Consider the following 22,246-nt stretch of genomic DNA (forward strand, 5'->3'; position numbering starts at 1 on the left):
AGAAACGCTATATGGTGAGTATTCTAGTAAGGATTCTTTTGAGTACAAGAGTTGATTTTGACGTTAAATTGAGGTTGCAAAAGAGTGATAAACGCTAAGTCCACGTCGCATAAGGCCTGGCGGGGATGTCAATATTTCGCAAAAAAAAATGAAAATTTGATCAAACGCTGATTTCTTCATCGGGAAGGGAAGATCGCGCGACATGATGTAGCGCAATCTTTATAAGAATAGTGAATGACGTCAGACGTTTTTTGCTTTTGTATGTAACATGTAATTAACATCCACGCCGGGGGCGAGCTTAAAGGCATTAAGCAGCGGGTTATAATGCAGACCCGTGATATGACGCTCCTGTAAACCGGCCTGATTCACCCAACCGAGCAGTTCTGCGGGTTTGATAAATTTCTTCACGTCGTGGGTGCCTTTGGGCACCATTTTAAGCACATACTCGGCGCCAACCACCGCCATCAACCAGGCTTTGCCGTTACGGTTAATCGTCGAGAAGAAGACGTGGCCGCCGGGTTTGACCAACCGCGCGCAGGCGTTGACTACCGATTGTGGGTCCGGTACGTGCTCCAGCATCTCCATGCAGGTGACGACATCATATTGCTGTGGATGTTTATCGGCGTGGTCTTCGACGGTCTCTTGAACGTATTCGACGCGAATACCTGACTCCAGAGCATGTAGCCTGGCCACCTGCAGCGGTTCGAAGCCCATATCCAGTCCGGTGACCGTCGCCCCTTCGCGCGCCATGCTCTCCGCCAGAATGCCGCCGCCGCAACCGACATCCAGTACATTCTTGCCAAACAGGCCGTCAGCACGCTCTGCAATATAGCCCAGGCGTAACGGATTGATGCGATGAAGAGGTTTGAATTCGCCTTCCAGATCCCACCAGCGAGAGGCAACCGCTTCAAATTTGGCGATTTCAGCCTGGTCAACGTTTTGAGCAACCGACGTTTTTTCGGCATTCATGGGGATAGGTACTCCTTTTTTAGCAAGACGGATGAGTATAACAGTCTGCTGGCGCTAATAAAGCGCCCTGCGGGGTCTTTCCGTTTACCTGATTCATTACGGTTGTGTTATAATTTACGACCTTTGAATCCGGGATACAGTAGAGGGATAGCGGTTAGATGAGCGACCTTGCGAGAGAAATTACACCGGTCAACATCGAGGAAGAGCTGAAAAGTTCTTATCTGGATTATGCTATGTCGGTCATTGTTGGCCGTGCGCTGCCAGATGTCCGCGATGGTCTAAAGCCGGTTCACCGTCGCGTACTTTACGCCATGAACGTCTTGGGCAATGACTGGAACAAAGCCTACAAAAAATCTGCCCGTGTCGTTGGTGACGTAATCGGTAAATACCATCCCCATGGTGATTCCGCGGTGTATGACACCATAGTGCGTATGGCTCAGCCATTTTCACTGCGCTACATGCTGGTTGATGGTCAGGGTAACTTCGGTTCTATTGACGGCGACTCCGCGGCGGCAATGCGTTATACGGAAATCCGTCTGGCGAAAATTGCCCATGAGCTGATGGCCGATCTGGAAAAAGAGACCGTTGATTACGTCGACAACTACGACGGTACGGAAAAAATCCCTGATGTAATGCCGACCAAGATCCCGAACCTGCTGGTGAACGGGTCTTCCGGTATTGCCGTCGGGATGGCGACCAATATTCCTCCGCATAACCTGACGGAAGTGATTAACGGTTGCCTGGCCTATATCGAGGATGAAGACATCAGCGTTGAAGGGCTGATGGAACATATTCCAGGGCCGGACTTCCCGACCGCCGCCATTATTAATGGCCGTCGTGGTATTGAAGAAGCGTACCGTACCGGACGTGGCAAAATTTATATTCGCGCCCGCGCCGAAGTGGAAGCTGACGCGAAAACGGGTCGTGAAACCATTATCGTGCATGAAATTCCATATCAGGTGAACAAAGCGCGCCTGATCGAGAAAATTGCCGAGCTGGTAAAAGACAAACGCGTTGAAGGTATCAGCGCGCTGCGTGACGAGTCTGATAAAGACGGGATGCGCATCGTGATTGAAATCAAACGTGACGCGGTGGGTGAGGTGGTTCTGAATAACCTGTACTCCCAGACCCAACTGCAGGTTTCCTTCGGCATCAACATGGTAGCGCTGCACCATGGTCAGCCGAAGATCATGAACCTGAAAGATATTCTGTCCGCGTTCGTGCGTCACCGCCGCGAAGTGGTGACGCGTCGTACTATTTTCGAACTGCGTAAAGCGCGCGACCGTGCGCATATCCTTGAAGCGCTGGCCGTGGCGCTGGCGAATATCGATCCGATTATCGAACTGATTCGTCGTGCGCCGACCCCGGCGGAAGCGAAAGCCGGTCTGATCGCGCAGCCGTGGGATTTGGGCAATGTTTCCGCCATGCTGGAACGTGCGGGCGATAACGCCGCGCGCCCTGAATGGCTGGAGCCGGAGTTCGGGATTCGTGACGGTAAATACTACCTGACCGAACAGCAGGCACTGGCAATTCTGGATCTGCGTCTGCAGAAACTGACGGGCCTTGAGCATGAAAAACTGCTCGACGAGTACAAAGAGCTGCTGGAGCAGATCGCTGAACTGCTGCATATTCTTGGCAGCGCCGATCGTCTGATGGAAGTGATCCGCGAAGAGCTGGAGTTAATTCGCGATCAGTTCGGTGACGAGCGTCGTACTGAGATTACGGCCAACACCGCCGACATCAACATCGAAGATCTGATCAACGAAGAAGATGTTGTGGTCACGCTGTCGCATCAGGGCTATGTGAAATACCAGCCGCTTACTGACTACGAAGCACAACGTCGTGGCGGTAAAGGCAAGTCTGCGGCGCGGATTAAAGAAGAAGACTTTATCGATCGTCTGCTGGTGGCCAACACCCACGACACGATCCTCTGCTTCTCCAGCCGTGGTCGTCTGTACTGGATGAAAGTGTATCAGTTGCCGGAAGCAAGCCGTGGGGCGCGTGGTCGTCCGATCGTCAACCTTCTGCCGCTGGAGCCGAATGAACGCATCACCGCCATTCTGCCGGTTCGCGAATACGAAGAGGGCGTGAGTGTCTTTATGGCGACCGCCAGCGGTACCGTGAAGAAAACCGCGCTGACCGAATTCAGCCGTCCGCGCTCTGCCGGGATCATTGCGGTTAACCTCAATGAAGGCGACGAACTGATTGGCGTCGATCTGACCTCTGGGCAGGACGAAGTCATGCTGTTCTCTGCCGCCGGTAAAGTGGTGCGCTTCAAAGAAGACGCCGTTCGCGCGATGGGACGTACCGCAACAGGCGTTCGCGGTATCAAGCTGGCAGGCGAGGACAAAGTCGTTTCGCTGATCATTCCACGTGGCGAAGGGGCAATCCTCACCGTGACGCAGAATGGCTACGGCAAACGTACGGCTGAAACCGAGTACCCAACCAAATCACGTGGTACGCAGGGCGTTATTTCCATCAAGGTGACCGAACGTAACGGTTCCGTGGTGGGGGCGGTACAGGTAACTGATACCGACCAGATCATGATGATCACTGATGCAGGTACGCTGGTGCGTACACGCGTGTCGGAAATCAGCGTGGTAGGGCGTAACACCCAGGGCGTGATTCTGATCCGTACCGCTGAGGACGAAAACGTGGTCGGTCTGCAGCGTGTGGCCGAGCCGGTGGATGACGAAGAACTCGATTCCATTGATGGCAGCGTCGCGGAAGGAGATGATGAAATCGCTCCGGAAGTTGACGATGGTGCCGCTGACGACGACGCCGACGAGTAATCTGTGCTGAGGGCCGGTTTTCCGGCCCTTTCTCTTTGCCATTGCGGCACCGGCATTTTACCGCTACTTTAACCTCAGTCACTTTTACACCCTCATGGCGGAGTTTCCCCAGGTTGAAATACCTCGTCTCTTTTCGTAGCACTCTGAAAGTCTCGCGCTATCTTTTCCGCGCACTGGCTCTGGTGCTTTGGCTACTAATTGCTCTCTTTTCGGTGTTCTACATCGTCAACGCGCTGCGTGATAAAGAGTCGGAAATACGCCAGGAGTTCAACCTCAGCGCCGATCAGGCGCAGCGGTATATTCAGCGTACCTCTGATGTCATGAAAGAGCTGAAATACATCGCGGAAAACCGTCTGACGGCAGAAAACGGAATTCTTGCTTCTCGTGGGCTGGATGCGAAAACCGATGTGCCCGATTTTCAGCCGCTATTTCCCGATTCCGACTGCTCGAAAATGGGCACCGCCTGGCGTGGTTCTCTGGAGTCCCTGGCGTGGTTCATGCGCTACTGGCGGGATAACTTCTCGGCGGCGTACGACCTGAACCGCGTATTTCTGATTGGTAGCGAAAATCTCTGTGTGGCGGATTTTGGCCTGCGTGATGTGCCGGTCGAACGCGACGATACACTTAAAAGTCTGCATGAGCGCATTCTAAAATACCGCAACGCGCCGCAGGATGAGCGCGGCAACAATCTCTACTGGATGAGTCAGGGGCCACGTCCGGGGGTGGGCTATTTTTATGCGTTGACGCCAGTTTATCTGGGTAATCGTCTGCAGGCGCTGCTGGGGACGGAACAATCCATTCGGATGGAGAATTTCTTCACACCGGGCAGCCTGCCGATGGGCGTGACCATTATTGATGAAAGTGGGCATGCGCTGATTTCTCTGACGGGTGCGGAAAATCGTATCGAGGTGGACCCGCGCTGGCTGCAACTGCGATCCTGGTTTGGCTACACCTCAGGCTTTCATGATCTTATCCTCAAAAAGAGCCTGCCGCCTTCGCCGCTAAGTATTGTCTACTCGGTGCCGGTGGATATGGTACTTGAGCGTATTCGTATGCTGATCCTCAATGCGGTGTTGCTTAACATCCTTGTGGGGGTTGCCCTGTTTACCCTGGCACGCATGTATGAGCGGCGAATTTTTATTCCGGCGGAAACAGACGCCCAGCGTCTGGAAGAACACGAGCAGTTTAACCGTAAAATCGTCGCCTCGGCGCCCGTGGGCATCTGCATTTTACGTACTCAGGATGGCACCAACATTCTGAGTAATGAACTGGCGCATAACTACCTGAATATGCTTACCCATGAAGACCGCCAGCGTCTAACGCAGATTATCTGCGGACAGCAGGTGAACTTTGTGGATGTCCTGACCAGCAACAATACCAATTTGCAAATAAGCTTCGTCCACTCCCGCTATCGCAATGAAAACGTGGCCATTTGCGTACTGGTGGATGTCTCTGCGCGCGTCAAAATGGAAGAGTCGTTACAGGAGATGGCGCAGGCGGCGGAGCAGGCAAGCCAGTCAAAATCGATGTTCCTGGCCACCGTCAGCCACGAGCTGCGCACGCCGCTGTATGGCATTATTGGTAACCTCGATCTGTTGCAGACCAAAGAGTTGCCGAAGGGCGTTGACCGCCTGGTAACGGCGATGAATAACTCGTCCAGTCTGCTGTTGAAAATCATTAGCGATATTCTCGATTTCTCGAAAATCGAATCTGAACAACTCAAAATTGAGCCGCGTGAGTTTTCCCCACGTGAAGTCATGAGCCACATTGCGGCCAACTATGCACCGCTGGTGGTACGCAAGCAGCTCGGCCTGTACTGTTTTATCGAGCCGGATGTGCCCGCCACGCTGAACGGCGATCCGATGCGTCTGCAACAGGTCATCTCCAACCTGCTGAGTAACGCGATCAAATTCACCGATATAGGCTGCATTATTCTCCATGTCCGTCGGGATGAGCACTATCTGAGTATTCGCGTGCGCGATACCGGCGTAGGGATCCCGGGCAAAGAAGTGGTGCGGCTGTTTGACCCCTTCTTCCAGGTCGGCACCGGGGTGCAACGTAACTTCCAGGGGACCGGGCTGGGGCTGGCAATTTGCGAAAAACTGATCAACATGATGGACGGCGATATTAGCGTCGATACCGAGCCGGGTATGGGTAGCCAGTTTACTATTCGTATTCCGCTGTATGACGCCGTTGAGCTTGCGCCTGCGGATGTTGATGGGCTGGCGAATACCTGTTGCTGGCTGGCGGTACGCAATGCGTTTCTTAACAGTTATCTGGAAACCTTGCTGGCGCATAACGGTATTCAGACCCAGCGCTATGATGGCCGCCCGTTGGGAGCAAACGACACCTTTATTACAGACGATGAGTTGCCGACCTCCTGGAGCGGGCGTGCCGCCGTCCTGTTCTGCCGTCGCCATATAGGTATTCCGCTGGAGCGCGCGCCAAATGAATGGCTGGTCAGTGTGGCATCGCCGCATGACCTGATTGCGATCCTTGGGCGTATTCACCGTGTTGAGGTGGTGGTGCCGGAAGTCACTGCCGCGCTGCCGCCGCCGGGCGCAGCCGAGGCGCGAAATGACGACATGATGATTCTGGTGGTTGACGATCACCCCATTAACCGCCGTCTGCTGGCGGATCAGCTTGGCTCGCTGGGGTATCAGTGCAAAACAGCTAATGACGGCGTAGATGCCCTGAATGTCCTGAGTAAGAATGCTATCGATATTGTGCTGAGCGACGTTAACATGCCGAATATGGACGGTTATCGCCTGACGCAACGTATCCGCGAGTTGGGGATGACCCTGCCGGTTATCGGCGTGACGGCGAATGCGCTGGCGGAAGAGAAGCAGCGTTGTCTTGAATCGGGGATGGATAGCTGCCTGTCGAAGCCGGTCACGCTGGATGTGCTGAAACAGACGCTGGCGCTTTATAGCGCGCGAGTAAGAAAAGCGCGGCGATAAAAACAAACCCCGGCGGGAGCCGGGGTAGTCGAGATTACTCTTTCTCGGTCTGGGTCAGGGTGACTGAGGAGAGGTAATTCAGCAGGGCGATATCGTTATCAACACCCAGTTTCATCATGGCTGATTTCTTCTGGCTACTGATCGTTTTGATACTGCGGTTCAGTTTCTTGGCGATTTCGGTGACCAGGAAACCTTCGGCAAACAGACGCAATACTTCGCTTTCTTTCGGGGACAGACGCTTGTCGCCATAGCCGCCAGCGCTGATTTTTTCCAGCAGGCGGGAAACACTTTCCGGGGTAAATTTCTTCCCTTTCTGTAATGCCGCCAGCGCTTTCGGCAGGTCGGTTGGCGCACCCTGTTTTAGCACTATCCCTTCAATGTCCAGATCCAGCACGGCGCTCAGGATAGCCGGGTTGTTGTTCATTGTCAGAACAATGATCGACAGGTTAGGGAAATGGCGTTTGATGTATTTAATCAGCGTGATGCCATCACCGTATTTATCGCCGGGCATTGACAGATCGGTGATAAGAACATTGGCCTCAAGTTTCGGCAGATTATTGATAAGTGCTGTGGAGTCTTCGAATTCACCGACTACATTAACCCATTCGATTTGTTCAAGTGATTTACGAATACCGAACAGTACAATCGGATGGTCATCGGCAATAATTACGTTCATATTGTTCATGTATTGGGCTACCTTGCTACAGCAAGCTCTTGACGTAAGCGTCAATGTCGCTGATGTAATTTTCTATGCCTGGAACATCCTTCTCACGAATTAAATGCTCCAGCGTTTCACATAACTGCTTACCAGGAACCAGATTAAGCATGGCAAACACCCCTTTCAGGCGGTGTGCTGTCTGAGCCAGTGCAGCGAAATCGCTTGTCGCCGATTCAGTATACAACCTCTTAACATCATCCGGTACTGTGTCGACAAACAGCGCATAATAACCGCTGGCATGGAGCTCGGCATTTTCATCGCCCCCCAAAGGCGACTCCATAACGTCTTCCTGTGCCAGTTGCTCTTCTATAAGTTGCAATATGGCTTCCTGCATTGCATTACTCATATTAAAGTTGACGCGCAATTGTCCGGGGCCAATTTTCCGCACGCCGACCTCATCATCGCTTAAAAGCAAGCCCGAGGATGTAAGATTAGACGGATTATCTGTTAAAAACAGGTCATACTCTTGACTTAATAGTCTTTCATCCGGCGAGATACAGCTTGCCCCCCAGTTTTCGAGCTGTCGAACCACGATATTACGGATTTCGCTGGAGGTGATATCAATCATGGCGACCACGTCGTCCAGCAATTTCTCCTCGGCTTCCTCATGCTGAGCGCGCACCGCCATTTTCACATGTAGCGAATAACGAGTGCCCAGTTCTTCCCGCGCTTTGATATTTAAATGGCCACCGAGTTTTCTTGCCAGCTGATCGCACAGCCAGAAGGTGAGGGCATTGGCTTTACCATACTGATCGCTCTGAGTGGAATTAAGGAACGGGAAGTGCAGGTTATCTATCTCGCTGTTGCTTACGCCATTGCCGGTGTCCAGAATGCGGAAGGTCAGGCGATCTTCCGCTGATTCGTCCATACTCACCTCAAGGGTGATTTTGCCAATCTGTGTCGTCGTCACCGCGTACTGGATCAACAGCAATAAAATGCGAAGCAGGGCATCGCGATCGCCGTGACGCTCCTCTTTAGCATGCAGGTGGTTGTTGATCAGGAGCTGTAGTCCTTTACGTTTAATAACAGGCAGTACCTGCGGTACTACTTCATCAATCAGATCCTGAATGGAAAACAGCGTGGATTGTCCTTTCCAGCTGTCATTTTCCAGCATATTCGCCAGCTGAATCTCGTCCACCAGTCTCGCCAGTGTTTCGGCATGATCGGCAAGCTGGTTCCCCTCTTTGTCACCCAGGGCTGCGGCCTCTCCTGCCAGGGCTTTGACGGGGTGCTTGAGCGCGTCGGCAATGTTTTGCATGAACGCTGCGCGACCTTGCTGGTTTTTCTCGTACAGGCGCTGCGCCTGTTTGAGCTTTTTATTCACCAGCACTTCTCGATCCTGATCGCGGATGATGAAGATTTGCGTGCGTGAGGCCACCTGACTGCGGAACTGGCGAATTTCATATAATTCGTTATTGATAGTGGCCTGAATCACCCCCTGGTGCTGATCGGCCATGGCGGTGATATTTTGCAAGTTGAGGTGCGGTAGCAAATGATCGGCGATTTTATTACTCAACACCGTGCGGTTGGCTTCCTGATCATGTACCAGCAAGCCTAACGGCAGCAGAGAAACGATCTCTTCGTTAAACGCGCGCATGATGCGCAGCTCATTACTGTTCCCCGTGGGGGCCAGCCCGTCGCTCTGACGGCCCGGCTGATGGCGGAACGTGGTATAGCCAAACAGCGCCAGCGCCAGCAGACCAATATTCAACAACAGCGGTAACAGAATATTCTGCAAGGTCTCCAGCAGCAGCGTGCCAAACGGCACCTGCCAGACCAGACGCAAGCCGGTGGAGTTGAGCGAAGAGGCAATTTCGATTTTCGAACTATTGAAATTGATGGTCACGCTGTCTGCGCTCTCTTTATCGGTGGAGCGCAGATTATTTTGCGCGTTATCCGTATCGAGACGGAAGCTGTCCAGCGACATGCCTGGCGGGATCAAATCATTAATCGGCAAATCGAATGCGACAACCGTTGCCAGATGACCGGGCTGGTTAAAGGTGGTGCGCAGGGTGAAATAATGACCATTCTGCCAGGCAAGGCGACGCAGGGCGGAGAAGCTCTCGCGTTCGTCCAGCGCGTTAGCCTGCTGCAACATTTCCGCGCGGCGTGAATCGACAATACTGCCTATAGTGGACTCTTTAAATCCGGAGGAGAGATCTTTGAGTGGCAGTGTCGAGATCAGGATCATGCTGTTGTCCTGACCATTCAGGTAATACATCGACCAGGGAACGGTCTCCGCGCCCCAGAGGGTATCCAGATACGTGGAGATTCGCTGCGTCATTTCCAGCGTCGAGCTGTCATGGGAGCCGAAGATCAGCGCTTCCGTTTTGCGTCGAGGCTTTTCCAGATAGTAAACGTCCTGCTTAAGACGGGTTTCCTGTAAACCATCACTGGCGTTTCCCGAGGTCGCTGCCGCGATGTTGTCATAAATTTGCCAGGTCGCGTAGCGCCAGGTATCAATGCGCTTGTGCATTGCGTGAGTGATATCGACAACCTGATAGCTCTTATCTTTTAGCCAGGCATTAACGGCGCTTTGTATCATCACGCCCATCGTAACCAGCAGGACAATGATCAATAGAAGAAAGAAACGGGTAAGGTTGCCCGGCATCAGCGAAAATTTTCCTGGGGTCATGGTGTCCGATTGACTCATTCGTGTGTGTAACCCGTAATGACAACACTGCAGAAGACGGCTCAGCGTCTGCGCTGAGACTCTGTTGCTGCCATGCCGTAAGAACCTGCCAGTAATGACGGCGGTCTTGTCGGTGTGATGTTGCAGAGCTGTGTACAGCAGGCAGTATATCGGGTAATGAATGAATTTCCAGACTCTCGTTCGCGCAAATGTCCTGATGAGGAACGAAAAAAAACGCGCATAAGCCAGACGCTAAAAAATGTACAATTAATGCGTTTCTGTACAAATATTTACCGCTTCGCTGATAAAAATCGCACGAATTAACAAGAAAATAAGAATTGGATTATCTCTTTGTGACTTTTTTGGCACGGATATTGTTTACTTAATAGTCATTAAGGATTTTTTGTGATTAGCACGCAATAAATGCTTTTACGTAAAGAAAGGTAAAAAAAAACCGAATGCCAGGCATTCGGTCCTAATAGGGGTAAACAGACATTCAGAATCGAATGACGGTAATAAATAAAGTTAATGATGATAGCGAGGATTATATTAGTGCCGAATTAATTTATTGGTTTTGCAATCAGTGCTAAAAACATGTAAATCATGTAACTTATTGTTTTTATTGGTTCTTAAATTATATTTTGATTATTTGTGCTTTATTCTTTAGCTATTTGTGCTAAAAAAAGTTCCCCGATATTTACAAATTGAAACATCTATAATGCAATATGAAACATCTTCAAAGTTTTCGTATCATATTCTTATTGGATTATTCTGTATTTTTAAGGAGAATGAACTTGCAGGCTGATTAATAGGATTAATCAGTGAGCGGTGGCTATAAAAATGCATATAACCGAGGGTTAATAACATGAAAGTTAAAGTACTGTCCCTCCTGGTACCAGCACTGCTGGTAGCGGGCGCAGCGAATGCAGCGGAAGTTTATAATAAAAACGGCAACAAATTAGATTTGTACGGTAAAGTCGACGGTCTGCATTATTTCTCCGATGACAAAGGTGCTGATGGCGATCAGACTTACGTTCGTTTCGGCTTCAAAGGTGAAACCCAGGTAAACGACCAGATCACTGGTTACGGCCAGTGGGAATACAACGTTCAGGCAAACAGCACTGAAGGCGCAAGCGATCAGGCATGGACTCGTCTGGCCTTTGCGGGTCTGCGTGTCGGCGATGCGGGTTCTTTCGACTATGGTCGTAACTACGGCGTGATCTATGACGTAACGTCCTGGACTGACGTCCTGCCTGAGTTTGGTGGCGATACCTACGGCGCTGACAACTTCATGCAATCCCGTGCTAACGGCGTTGCAACTTACCGTAACACTGACTTCTTCGGTCTGGTTGATGGCCTGAACTTTGCTCTGCAGTATCAGGGTAAAAACGGCAGCATCGGCGGTGAAAACACTACCGGTCGTAGCACTCTGAAACAGAACGGCGACGGCTTCGGCGCATCTCTGACCTATGATCTGGGCGCTGGCTTTAGCGCAGGCGCTGCAATGTCTACCTCTAAACGTACTGCTGACCAGAATGCGGCTGGCGTTTATGGCAGCGGTGACAATGCAGACGTGTATAGCGGTGGTCTGAAATATGACGCCAACAACATCTACCTGGCGGCGCAGTACACCCAGACCTACAATGCAACCCGTTTCGGTAACTCTCAGAGCAACAGCACCGTTTATGGCTTTGCTAACAAAGCGCAAAACTTCGAAGTGGTTGCGCAGTACCAGTTCGACTTCGGTCTGCGTCCGTCCGTTGCTTACCTGCAATCCAAAGGTAAAGATGTTACCAACGGCACCACTGATTTCGGCGACCAGGATCTGCTGAAATATGTTGATGTTGGCGCGACTTACTACTTCAACAAAAACATGTCCACCTATGTTGATTACAAAATCAACCTGCTGGATGACAACACCTTCACTCGTCAGGCTGGTATCAGCACCGACAACATTGTTGCCCTGGGCCTGGTTTACCAGTTCTAAGCAGCAATTCTCGACAAAGGGGCCATCCGGCCCCTTTTTTTATGGCTTAAATCCATCTCATCACCGGTAAATTTGGTGTACTCTTGCGGCGCAAAACGGATAGGGAAAAGACGATGGCGACGACATTTCTGCGCGCAGGCCTGCTGCTTGCGCTCGCATTATTAAACGGATGCGATAACCCTGCCTCGCAGGCGGAACAGCCCACTGTGCTTGAAGGCAAAACGATGGGCACCTTCTGGCGCGTGAGCGCCATCGCGTTAAGTCCTGAGAAAGCGAACAGCCTGACGCAGAAAATCCAGGCGCAGCTTGATGCTGACGATCAAGCGTTATCAACCTGGAAACCCGATTCGGCGCTGATGCGCTTTAACCATTCCGCCAGTCTGGCACCGTGGCCGGTGAGTGCTGATATGGCAGATATCGTCACCATCGCATTGCGCGTTGGAGCGCATACGCAGGGGGCAATGGATATCACCGTTGGGCCGCTGGTCAATTTATGGGGCTTTGGACCGGACAAGCAGCCGAACAAAGTGCCGGATCAGGCGCAAATCGATGCGGCCAAAGCGCGTACCGGCTTACAACATCTTAAGGTCATCAACGAGGCGCATCAGCAGTACCTGCAAAAAGATCTGCCGGATCTTTTCGTCGATCTCTCCACCGTTGGCGAAGGGTATGCCGCCGATCACCTTGCACGTCTGATGGAGCATGAAGGGATTTCACGCTATCTGGTGTCGGTGGGGGGCGCGCTGGTGAGCCGTGGTATGAACGGGCAGGGGCATCCCTGGCGCGTGGCGATACAAAAACCCACCGATCAAGAAAACGCCGTGCAGGCGGTGGTGGATATTAACGGACACGGCATCAGTACTTCCGGGAGCTATCGCAACTACTATGAGCTGGATGGTAAACGCATCTCCCACGTGATTGACCCGCAAACCGGCCGCCCCATCGATCATAATCTTGTGTCGGTGACAGTCATTGCCCCCACTGCGCTGGAAGCCGATGCCTGGGATACCGGTTTGATGGTGCTGGGTACGGCGAAAGCGCAGGAGGTCGTGCGCAAAGAGGGGCTGGCGGTTTATATGATCATGCGCGAAGGCGACAAATTCACCACCTGGGTGTCGCCGCAGTTTTCGGCGTTCCTCGTCAGCGAGAAAAATTAGACAGCAAGAATGCGGGTTTTTTCGTCCGGGCTATTGTGCACAGTGAGGCTATGCTTGAAAGAGGAGCCTGAGATGAACACATCCACGACGTTATATCGACAATCATTGACCGATGACCAATGCTGGCAGGCCGTTTGCGCACGTGATGCCAGCCACGACGGGCATTTTGTCTTTGCGGTGCGAACCACTGGTATTTTTTGCCGTCCCTCCTGCCGTTCACGCCGTCCCCTGCGCGAGAATGTTGGCTTTTACCCGGATGCCGACACCGCGCAGGCGGCCGGGTTTCGCCCCTGCAAACGCTGCCAGCCTGAAAGGGCGGATCCGCAGCAGCAACGTATCGCCAAAGTGGAAAAGGCCTGTCGCTTGCTGGAACAGGAGGGGAATGTGACGCTGGAAACTCTGGCTGATGCCGTCGCCGTGAGCCCCTGGCATTTCCATCGTTTGTTTAAGTCCGTAACCGGCATGACGCCGAAAGCCTGGCAACTTGCTTTTCGTGCGCAGCGCCTGCGCAACGCGCTCAATGAAAGCGCCACGATCACCGATGCGGTACTGGCGGCAGGCTTTCCCGATAACAGCAGCTACTATCGGCAGGCAGATGCCGCGCTGGGAATGACGGCGAGTCAGTACCGGCGTGGGGGTGACGACACCAATGTTCGCTATGCCCTGAGCCGTTGTGCTTTGGGCCATTGTCTGGTGGCGCAAAGTGAACGTGGGATCTGCGCCATTTTGTTGGCTGATAACGATGACGCACTGCTTGATGAATTGCGGAGTATCTTCCCCGGTGCCCGGCGCGAGCAGGCAGATGAACAGTTTGTGGAACTCGTCGGGGAGGTCGTGCGGCGTATCGATAATCCGGCTTCACCTTTTACGCTCCCTCTTGATTTGCGCGGTACGGCATTTCAGCTCCAGGTCTGGAATGCCCTGCGCGCCATCCCGGCAGGTGAAACCGTCAGTTATCAGTCACTGGCGAAGACCATTGGTAAGCCGGGGGCGGTGCGTGCCGTCGCCCGCGCCTGTGCGGCGAACAAGCTGGCGATTGTGGTGCCCTGCCATCGGGTGGTGCGGGCTGACGGCGGGTTGTCCGGTTATCGTTGGGGGGCGACGCGTAAAGCCCGCCTTCTGCGTCAGGAATCAGAATCGAAGGAGGTATGATGCTTGATTTGTTTGCTGATGAAGAACCCTGGCAAGAACCTCTCGCCCCCGGCGCGGTGGTTTTGCGGCGTTTCGCGCTGGCAAAAACGCAGGCTTTACTGGCGGGCATAGAGGCGGTTACGCAGATCTCGCCGCTGCGCCATATGGTGACGCCTGGCGGTTATACCATGTCGGTGGCGATGACCAACTGCGGCGAAGTGGGCTGGACGACCGACGCCCGAGGGTATCTCTATTCCGGGATTGATCCGCAAACGGGCAATCCCTGGCCTGCAATCCCTGACGCTTTCGCCGCATTGTGCCATGACGCGGCGGTAGCCGCGGACTATGCGGATTTCAGACCGGATGCTTGCCTGATTAACCGCTATGTACCTGGCGCAAAGCTCTCGCTGCATCAGGATAAAGACGAACTGGATTTACGCGCGCCCATCGTCTCTGTCTCGCTTGGCTTACCGGCGGTATTTCAGTTTGGCGGCCTTAAACGCAATGATCCTCTACAACGTTTAATGCTTGAACACGGCGACGTGGTGGTGTGGGGCGGGGCGTCCCGACTTTTCTATCATGGCGTTTTACCGCTTAAGCCGGGGCATCATCCGGCGACCGGGGCGTGTCGTTTTAACCTCACTTTTCGTCAGGCCAGAAAGATTGAATAAAAATAAGAATTATTCTTGATGTTAACAATCAGCCGTTTAAACTGCGGGCTGTTTTGGTTGACCGGGTTTTGTGATGGAACTTCTTCTGCTGGTCTGGCGGCAGTACCGCTGGCCCTTTATTGCCGTTATTGCGCTAACGTTGCTTAGCGCCGCGCTGGGCATTGGGCTTATTGCCTTTATTAACCTCCGCCTGATTGAAACGGTGGATATGTCGCTGGCCGTGTTGCCGGCGTTCCTCGGTTTACTGCTGTTGCTGATGGCGGTGACGCTGGGCTCCCAACTGGCATTGACCACGCTTGGTCACCATTTTGTCTATCGTCTGCGCGGCGAGTTTATCAAGCGCATACTCGACACTCCTGTTGAACGTATCGAACAGCTTGGCAGCGCCTCGTTGCTGGCCGGGCTGACCAGTGATGTGCGTAATATCACCATCGCCTTTGTGCGTCTGCCGGAACTGGTGCAGGGGATTATCCTGACGATCGGCTCATCGGCTTATCTGGCCTGGTTGTCCGGTAAAATGCTGGTGATCACCGCGCTGTGGATGGCACTGACTATCTGGGGCGGGTTTATTCTGGTTTCCCGTGTCTATAAACACATGGCGACGCTGCGTGAAACCGAAGACAAGCTGTATAACGACTTTCAGACCATACTGGAAGGGCGCAAAGAACTGACGCTCAATCGCGAGCGTGCCGGACATATCTATAACAACCTGTATCAGCCAGATGCCCGCGACTATCGTCATCACATTATCCGTGCCGACACTTTCCACCTGAGCGCGGTGAACTGGTCAAATATCATGATGCTGGGGGCGATTGGCCTTGTGTTCTGGATGGCAAACAGTCTGGGTTGGGCGGATACCAACGTCGCGGCGACCTACTCATTGACACTCTTGTTCCTGCGCACACCTCTGCTCTCCGCTATCGGCGCACTGCCGACACTGTTGAGCGCGCAGGTAGCGTTTAACAAACTTAAGCAGTTCTCGCTGGCGCCGTATCAGGCTGAGTTCCCGCGCCCACAGATTTACCCGAACTGGGAAACACTGGAACTGCGCGATGTCACGTTTACCTATCAAGACAATACTTTTTCCGTGGGGCCGATAAACCTCACCCTCAAGCGAGGTGAACTGGTCTTCCTTATTGGCGGTAATGGCAGCGGTAAATCGACGCTGGCGATGCTCTTAACCGGACTGTATGAACCCGTTTCTGGTGAAATCCTGCTGGACGGTAAACCGCTGTCGAAGGAGAAACCGGAGGATTACCGCAAGCTGTTTTCTGCCGTCTTTACCGATGTCTGGTTATTCGATCAACTGCTGGGGGCTGATGGCCAACAGGCGGACCCGACGCTGGTGGACAAATGGCTGCAACAGCTGAAAATGGCGCATAAGCTGGAGCTCAAAGACGGTAAAATCCTCAATCTGAAACTGTCGAAAGGGCAGAAAAAGCGCGTGGCACTGCTGCTGGCACTTGCAGAAGAGCGTGATATTTTGCTGCTTGATGAGTGGGCTGCCGACCAGGATCCGCACTTTCGTCGCGAGTTCTACCAGGTGCTGTTACCGCTGATGCAGGCAATGGGGAAAACCATTTTCGCCATCAGTCATGATGATCATTACTTTACCCATGCCGATCGTTTACTGGAAATGCGTAACGGTCAATTGAGCGAACTGACCGGGGAGGAGCGTGAACTCGCCTCCCGTGATGCGGTTGCCCGTACCGCATAATGGTGACTTTCCGGGGGAAAACGCCCGGAAAATCCATAACCTGCCTCTATTTACCCATCTGTACGCGCGGCGTATTAATATTTACACCACCTGCCGCTATGCTTACCTGTACGCCTTTATCTCGGAAAAGTGAGTTACTACGCAGGGAATGTCCAATGGCTGTCAGTAAAAAAAGCAGTAGCCGATTACGCGATCAGGAACGCGCGCGTTTAATCTGGCTCCTTACCACCGAAAAATCACTTACCGCAACGTTGCTTGGCGAGCTGACCCTGGCGGAACAGTTTGACGCCGATAAGCTCAACAATGACATAGCCGAAGTCAACGCGTTGGTGGCGCATTTACCGGCGCCGGATTTAGCCGATACCCTCGAAGGGTTGCCGATAGACGGGCGTCTTGCGCTGTGGCGGCTGGTAGAAGATGACAAACGCGGCAAAGTCTTGCTGGAAGCGTCGGAAAACGTCTGGCAAGACCTGATTGACGGCATGAGCGATAAGGCACTGCTGGATGCACTGCAAACGCTGGATATCGACGACCAAATCTGGCTGGTGCAGCATCTGCCGCGAAACCTGACCGGACGTTTGCTGGCAACCCTACCGGCAACCGATCGCGCCAGGGTACGCCAGGTGATGCGCTACGGCAAAGACTGCGTTGCGGCGATCATGGAGTTTGAAGTGATCACCGTGCGGCCGAATTTGACGCTGGCCACCGTACAGCGCTATTTACGCAGACTCGGCAAAATGCCGGAAAATACCGACAAACTCTTCGTCACCGGACGTGACGGCATCCTGCTTGGCGAGCTGGCGCTGCAAACCATCTTACTGAAAGGCGGCGCCTGCCGGGTTGGCGAGGTGATGAATGACGATCCGGTCACCTTTTCGCCTGATGAACATGCGGAAGACGCAGCGCACACCTTTGAACGCGATGACTTAATTAGCGCTGCGGTTACCGATACCGACGGCAAATTACTCGGTCGCCTTACCATCGATGACATTGTGGATGTGGTCTACGAAGAGACTGACAACGATTTGCGTCAGATGGGGGGCCTGAGTACCGAAGAGGATGTGTTTGCGCCGGTCACTCGTGCGGTGAAAAATCGCTGGGCGTGGCTGGCGATTAACCTCTGCACGGCATTTATTGCTTCACGAGTGATTGACGGTTTTGAACACACCATTTCACAACTGGTCGCACTGGCCGCGTTGATGCCTATCGTTGCCGGTATTGGTGGAAATACCGGTAATCAGACCATCACCATGATTGTTCGCGCCCTGGCGTTGCAGACCATTCAGCCGGGTAACTTTCGTTTTCTGGTCTTGCGTGAAATGGGTGTGGCGTTGGTAAACGGTCTGGTATGGGGAGGAATCATGGGGGCTGTGACCTGGCTACTCTATGATGATGCCGCGCTGGGTGGGGTGATGACGCTGGCGATGGTGCTCAACTTGCTGATGGCGGCATTGATGGGCGTACTGATTCCGATGACGATGGTGCGCTTCGGGCGTGACCCGGCGGTCGGTTCAAGCGTGATGATCACGGCGATTACCGACACCGGGGGATTTTTTATTTTTCTTGGGCTGGCAACGATTTTTCTGCTGTAGCGCCACGCGCCTTATGCAGACGAGCAGGAAGAATAGCCATCGCAATCATACCTGCCAGCACGCCCATCGCCAGATTTCCGGTACTGATGGTGGCCGCAACGGTCACCAGCATCACCAGCGTTTCGGCAATCGGCGCACGCTGTAGCGTCGTTGGTTGCAAACTGTGCCAGCTAAAGGTTTTGCAGGCGACAATAGTCATGATGCCTGCCAGTACCACCATCGGAATTTCCGCCATCACCTCGCTCAGTGCCGTCACCAGTAGTAATAACACCAGCCCCGCCACGATGGTGGACACACGACTGCGGCCTTTGCCCATTTCCACGTTGACGATGGTCTGTCCAATCATTGCGCAACCGGCGATACCGCCGTAAAAACCCGCAAGAATATTAGCGATACCCAACCCGGCGCTTTCCCGGCTTTTGCCGGATGGCGTGTGGGTTAAATCATCCACCAGCCGTGCGGTCAGCAACGATTCCAGCAGGCCAACAAAAGCAATACTGAGTGCGCAGGGCCAGATGATGCCGAGCGTGGTGAGGTTAAACGGCACCCGCCATTCCGTTAAACCGGGCAGCCCCCCCTGCATCGGGCCTTCGTCGCCGACGGTGGGCAGCGCCTGCCCGGTGAAGACGGTAAATATTGTCAGCACCACGATGGCGACCAGCGGTGCGGGCACGCTTTTCACCCACCGCGGCCACCACAGGACAATCAGCAAGGTCAGGGCGAAGAGGGCAAGGATCAGCGGCTCACGGCTCCAGAAATGGGGTACCTGGGCGAAGAAAATCAAAATACCCAGCGCATTCACAAAACCTGTCATCACCGCTTGCGGCACAAAGCGCATCAGACGCGACATTCGCGTTAAGCCAAAGATAATTTGTATGACGCCTGCGAGCACAACGGCTGGCAAAATGTATTCCACGCCGTGCTGGTGCACCATCGGGCCAATCACCAGCGCTACGGAGCCGGCCGCTGCGGTTACCATCGCCGGACGCCCGCCCAGCAACGACATACTGATACACAGCACGACGGAAGCCAGCAGGCTGACTTTGGGATCGACGCCCGCGATCACCGAAAAGGAGATCACTTCCGGAATCAACGCCAGAGCGGTAATAACGCCTGCCAGCGCTTCACGCGTCAGCAGTTGAGGGGAGCGCAGCACGCTGCTGACCCGACCTGTCGGGGAGAATAATTTTTCAGTCATAACTTTTTGCAGGGGTGAACGGACGCAGGCATCAATAAATGGATGGCATGACATGTCTTTGACAAAGTGGAGAATACTACTGTTTCTTAACAAAAGTTGCCAGTAAACATGGTTATTTTTAATGCAATTATTAAACTTATTAATAACATTTATGTAATGACTATTTAATGTTTAAACATTATTTAAATCCTCTTTCCCCCGTGCTAGGTTAGATGCGCTAACGAAGTTACCCGCGATAACTGCTAATAAAGCAGCACTAAAAGTAAGGCATTAACATTATGAAAAGAATGACTGCCAGACTGTTTTCGATGGCTGTCGGGCTTAATGCTGTCTCTGTGGCAGCAAAAGCTAACGCATCGAAAGAGCAGGAAACGGATGTGCTTTTAATCGGTGGTGGGATCATGAGCGCCACGTTGGGAACCTACCTCCAGGAGCTGGAGCCCAACTGGTCGATCACCATGGTGGAACGGCTGGACGCGCTGGCGGAAGAGAGCTCCAACGGCTGGAACAATGCCGGTACGGGGCACGCCGCATTGATGGAACTGAACTACACCCCGCAAAACCAGGATGGATCAATCAGCATCAAAAAGGCGATTGAGATTAACGAAGCGTTTCGTATCTCTCGTCAGTTCTGGGCGCATCAGGTGGAAACCGGTGTGCTGAGCGAACCGCGCTCGTTTATTAATACCGTTCCGCACATGAGTCTGGTGTGGGGCGATGACAACGTTAACTTCTTGCGTGCTCGCTACAAAGCGTTGCAGCAAAGTACGTTATTCCGTGGCATGCGCTATACGGAAAACCACGAGCAGATCCGCGCATGGGCGCCGCTGGTCATGGAAGGGCGCGACCCGCAGCAGAAAGTGGCGGCGACGCGTACGGAAATCGGTACCGATGTAAATTTCGGCGAGATTACCCGTCAGCTGATTCATTCCTTACAGCGCAAAGACAACTTCTCCCTCAAGTTGGGTAGCGAAGTTCGTAGCATCAAACGCAATGCAGATAGCACCTGGAATGTGACCATCGCCAGCCTGAAAAACAGCGGCGTCGATCAGGTCATCAAGGCCAAATTTATCTTTATTGGCGCCGGTGGCGCCGCGCTGAAACTGTTGCAGGAATCCGGTATCCCGGAAGCGGCGGAATACGCGGGCTTCCCGGTCGGCGGTCAGTTCCTGGTGTCCGAAAACCCGGATGTAGTGAACAGCCATCTGGCGAAGGTGTATGGTCAGGCGACCGTGGGCGCGCCGCCCATGTCTGTACCGCATATTGATACCCGTATTATTGATGGCAAACGCGTGCTGCTGTTTGGGCCGTTCGCCACCTTCTCAACGCGCTTTTTGAAAAATGGCTCGCTGTGGGATCTGCTGCGCTCAACCAACAGTTCTAACTTCCTGCCCATGTTAAGCGTCGGGATGACCAATTTCAGCCTGGTGAAATACCTGATGAATCAGGTGCTACAAAATGACGACGATCGCTTTGATGCCCTGTGCGAGTACTATCCGCTGGCTAAAAAAGAGGACTGGCGTTTATGGCAGGCCGGGCAACGCGTACAGATCATCAAACGCAATGCGAAGAAGCTGGGTGAGCTGCGTCTGGGCACCGAAGTGGTGAGTGACAAAGAGGGCACCATTGCTGCGCTGTTGGGCGCATCGCCGGGCGCTTCCACCGCCGCGCCGATCATGCTGGAACTGATGCAGAAAGTTTTCCCGGAAAAAGTTGCATCCCCTGAGTGGCAGGCGAAACTGAAAGAGATCATCCCGTTCCTGGGCGTGAAGCTTGATGGCAACGTTGAAGCGTCGGATGAAGAGTTGCATTACACCAGCCGCGTGCTGGGTCTGAAATGCGACGAGTCGCCGTTGGCAGATGCCACGCCGCCGGTACGAAAACCCTCGCATGTTGTGCCTGCGGAGAATGAACCCGCGGCAGATATCGCGCTGTAATCGCAAAAACCTGCTTCGGCAGGTTTTTTTGTCTTAGCGTTTGAGCAGCTTAAACCGATGACAGAATCGTTTTGCCCCTGAAATCATCCCCACTACTTTTGCCGTAAATGGCTGGCGCTTTGGCGTGTTGACAATCTGGTCGCCAGAGTAAAAGGTATAATCCGCGTAATTTCCATCAGGCAGGCCACAAGGATTCGTTATCCCGTGAATAATACATTCGGTTTTCCATTTTCAGGGGGCATTTTCGCCCTGGCTTTTATCGCCAGCGCTGCAGTGCAGGCATCGGAAAATAAAACGCCTGACGTGATTAATCGCATCATGGCGGAACCGGTGCACAATCTGAGTCTCATGGATGCCGATCCACAGGGAACATTGCGTTGGGTCGTCTGGCAGGAAGGGCAGGCAGATTCCCGCGCTTCCTACCTTGCGTTGTATCAGCAGGCTAAAGGAGCTGCATCACCGGTATGGTCAACAAGCTGGCCGGATGCCTGGGCACCTGCGCTGTACTCTCTGTCTGAATGGCGCTGGCAAGGAAATGCTCTTTTGGCCGTGACGCTTCAATTCGGTGCCGCCGCCGGGCAAGTTGAACTGTATGGACTGGATGCGAAAAACCAGCCGGTACAACTGGCAGAAAAGACGGCAGCCAGCGTCGGCTGGAAAATCAATGAAGCGGGTGAGCGATTATTAGTTCTTTATGAACCAAAGCCAACAGCGCTCAAAGCGAGCTGTTATGGCTGGCGGGAAAATACGGGCAAATTAATGCCTCAGTCGTGCAACTGACAGGG

At 53.2% G+C, this 22,246-nt stretch carries 14 protein-coding genes; 10 read left to right on the forward strand and 4 right to left on the reverse strand.

Annotation, left to right across the window (positions count from 1 at the left end):
• Window positions 1-240 precede the first annotated feature (240 nt).
• Window positions 241-969, reverse strand: coding sequence for a bifunctional 2-polyprenyl-6-hydroxyphenol methylase/3-demethylubiquinol 3-O-methyltransferase UbiG (ubiG, locus tag L2097_RS01715; protein WP_047369483.1), 729 nt, complete (start codon window positions 967-969; stop codon window positions 241-243).
• 158 nt (window positions 970-1,127) lie between these two features.
• On the opposite strand from ubiG, the gene gyrA reads away from it, so the two are divergent.
• Window positions 1,128-3,761 carry a DNA topoisomerase (ATP-hydrolyzing) subunit A gene (gene gyrA, locus L2097_RS01720; RefSeq protein WP_250352000.1) on the forward strand — a complete coding sequence of 878 codons (2,634 nt, stop codon included), beginning with the start codon at window positions 1,128-1,130 and terminating at the stop codon, window positions 3,759-3,761.
• Between the two features lie 113 nt (window positions 3,762-3,874).
• Window positions 3,875-6,721 (forward strand): two-component system sensor histidine kinase RcsC, encoded by a 2,847-nt coding sequence (gene rcsC, locus L2097_RS01725; RefSeq protein ID WP_047369485.1) that lies wholly within the window; start codon window positions 3,875-3,877, stop codon window positions 6,719-6,721.
• A gap of 34 nt (window positions 6,722-6,755) precedes the next feature.
• On the opposite strand, the gene rcsB is transcribed toward rcsC, so the two are convergent.
• Both rcsB and rcsD read right to left on the reverse strand, forming a co-directional pair.
• A complete protein-coding gene (rcsB, locus tag L2097_RS01730) occupies window positions 6,756-7,406 on the reverse strand; it encodes a response regulator transcription factor RcsB (RefSeq protein WP_039079923.1) in 651 nt (216 codons plus the stop codon).
• A gap of 16 nt (window positions 7,407-7,422) precedes the next feature.
• Window positions 7,423-10,092, reverse strand: coding sequence for a phosphotransferase RcsD (gene rcsD / locus L2097_RS01735; RefSeq protein WP_085005372.1), 2,670 nt, complete (start codon window positions 10,090-10,092; stop codon window positions 7,423-7,425).
• Between the two features lie 844 nt (window positions 10,093-10,936).
• Between rcsD and L2097_RS01740 the strand changes: the two genes are divergently transcribed.
• From L2097_RS01740 to mgtE, 6 genes are all read left to right on the forward strand, one after another.
• Window positions 10,937-12,058, forward strand: a complete 1,122-nt coding sequence (locus L2097_RS01740; protein ID WP_250352001.1) for a porin OmpC — start codon at window positions 10,937-10,939, stop codon at window positions 12,056-12,058.
• A gap of 113 nt (window positions 12,059-12,171) precedes the next feature.
• On the forward strand, window positions 12,172-13,215 hold the full coding sequence (gene apbE / locus L2097_RS01745; RefSeq protein ID WP_250352002.1) for an FAD:protein FMN transferase ApbE: 1,044 nt from the start codon (window positions 12,172-12,174) through the stop codon (window positions 13,213-13,215).
• A gap of 72 nt (window positions 13,216-13,287) precedes the next feature.
• Complete coding sequence (ada, locus tag L2097_RS01750) at window positions 13,288-14,367, forward strand: bifunctional DNA-binding transcriptional regulator/O6-methylguanine-DNA methyltransferase Ada (RefSeq protein WP_250352003.1); 1,080 nt, start codon at window positions 13,288-13,290, stop codon at window positions 14,365-14,367.
• Entirely contained in the window at window positions 14,367-15,017 is a 651-nt protein-coding gene (gene alkB, locus L2097_RS01755; protein WP_250353112.1) for a DNA oxidative demethylase AlkB, read from the forward strand. Before ada ends, alkB begins: the two co-directional genes overlap by 1 nt.
• A gap of 73 nt (window positions 15,018-15,090) precedes the next feature.
• The gene (locus L2097_RS01760; RefSeq protein WP_250352004.1) at window positions 15,091-16,734 is read left to right on the forward strand and encodes a multidrug ABC transporter permease/ATP-binding protein; all 1,644 of its coding nucleotides are present in this window, start codon (window positions 15,091-15,093) and stop codon (window positions 16,732-16,734) included.
• Window positions 16,735-16,889: 155 nt separating this feature from the next.
• Window positions 16,890-18,326 (forward strand): magnesium transporter, encoded by a 1,437-nt coding sequence (mgtE, locus tag L2097_RS01765; RefSeq protein WP_047369491.1) that lies wholly within the window; start codon window positions 16,890-16,892, stop codon window positions 18,324-18,326.
• On the opposite strand, the gene L2097_RS01770 is transcribed toward mgtE, so the two are convergent.
• Window positions 18,289-19,524: a SulP family inorganic anion transporter gene (locus L2097_RS01770; RefSeq protein ID WP_047373214.1), complete on the reverse strand. Its 1,236-nt coding sequence runs from the start codon at window positions 19,522-19,524 to the stop codon at window positions 18,289-18,291. The two genes, mgtE and L2097_RS01770, sit on opposite strands and share 38 nt — an antisense overlap.
• Window positions 19,525-19,802: 278 nt before the next feature.
• On the opposite strand from L2097_RS01770, the gene mqo reads away from it, so the two are divergent.
• Window positions 19,803-21,461 (forward strand): malate dehydrogenase (quinone), encoded by a 1,659-nt coding sequence (gene mqo / locus L2097_RS01775; RefSeq protein ID WP_250352005.1) that lies wholly within the window; start codon window positions 19,803-19,805, stop codon window positions 21,459-21,461.
• 204 nt (window positions 21,462-21,665) lie between these two features.
• Window positions 21,666-22,241 carry a hypothetical protein gene (locus L2097_RS01780; RefSeq protein WP_250352006.1) on the forward strand — a complete coding sequence of 192 codons (576 nt, stop codon included), beginning with the start codon at window positions 21,666-21,668 and terminating at the stop codon, window positions 22,239-22,241.
• The last annotated feature ends 5 nt before the right edge of the window (window positions 22,242-22,246 follow it).

The organism is Citrobacter sp. MNAZ 1397 (genome assembly GCF_023613995.1).
In the GTDB taxonomy this organism is placed as follows: domain Bacteria; phylum Pseudomonadota; class Gammaproteobacteria; order Enterobacterales; family Enterobacteriaceae; genus Phytobacter; species Phytobacter ursingii.

Bases quoted from the DNA above. Each gene is read 5' to 3' on its own strand.
- ubiG (WP_047369483.1), bottom strand. From the start codon at position 969: ATGAATGCCGAAAAAACGTCGGTTGCTCAAAACGTTGACCAGGCTGAA.
- gyrA (WP_250352000.1), top strand. From the start codon at position 1,128: ATGAGCGACCTTGCGAGAGAAATTACACCGGTCAACATCGAGGAAGAG.
- rcsB (WP_039079923.1), bottom strand. From the start codon at position 7,406: ATGAACAATATGAACGTAATTATTGCCGATGACCATCCGATTGTACTG.
- rcsD (WP_085005372.1), bottom strand. From the start codon at position 10,092: ATGAGTCAATCGGACACCATGACCCCAGGAAAATTTTCGCTGATGCCG.
- L2097_RS01740 (WP_250352001.1), top strand. From the start codon at position 10,937: ATGAAAGTTAAAGTACTGTCCCTCCTGGTACCAGCACTGCTGGTAGCG.
- apbE (WP_250352002.1), top strand. From the start codon at position 12,172: ATGGCGACGACATTTCTGCGCGCAGGCCTGCTGCTTGCGCTCGCATTA.
- ada (WP_250352003.1), top strand. From the start codon at position 13,288: ATGAACACATCCACGACGTTATATCGACAATCATTGACCGATGACCAA.
- alkB (WP_250353112.1), top strand. From the start codon at position 14,367: ATGCTTGATTTGTTTGCTGATGAAGAACCCTGGCAAGAACCTCTCGCC.
- L2097_RS01760 (WP_250352004.1), top strand. From the start codon at position 15,091: ATGGAACTTCTTCTGCTGGTCTGGCGGCAGTACCGCTGGCCCTTTATT.
- mgtE (WP_047369491.1), top strand. From the start codon at position 16,890: ATGGCTGTCAGTAAAAAAAGCAGTAGCCGATTACGCGATCAGGAACGC.
- L2097_RS01770 (WP_047373214.1), bottom strand. From the start codon at position 19,524: ATGACTGAAAAATTATTCTCCCCGACAGGTCGGGTCAGCAGCGTGCTG.
- mqo (WP_250352005.1), top strand. From the start codon at position 19,803: ATGAAAAGAATGACTGCCAGACTGTTTTCGATGGCTGTCGGGCTTAAT.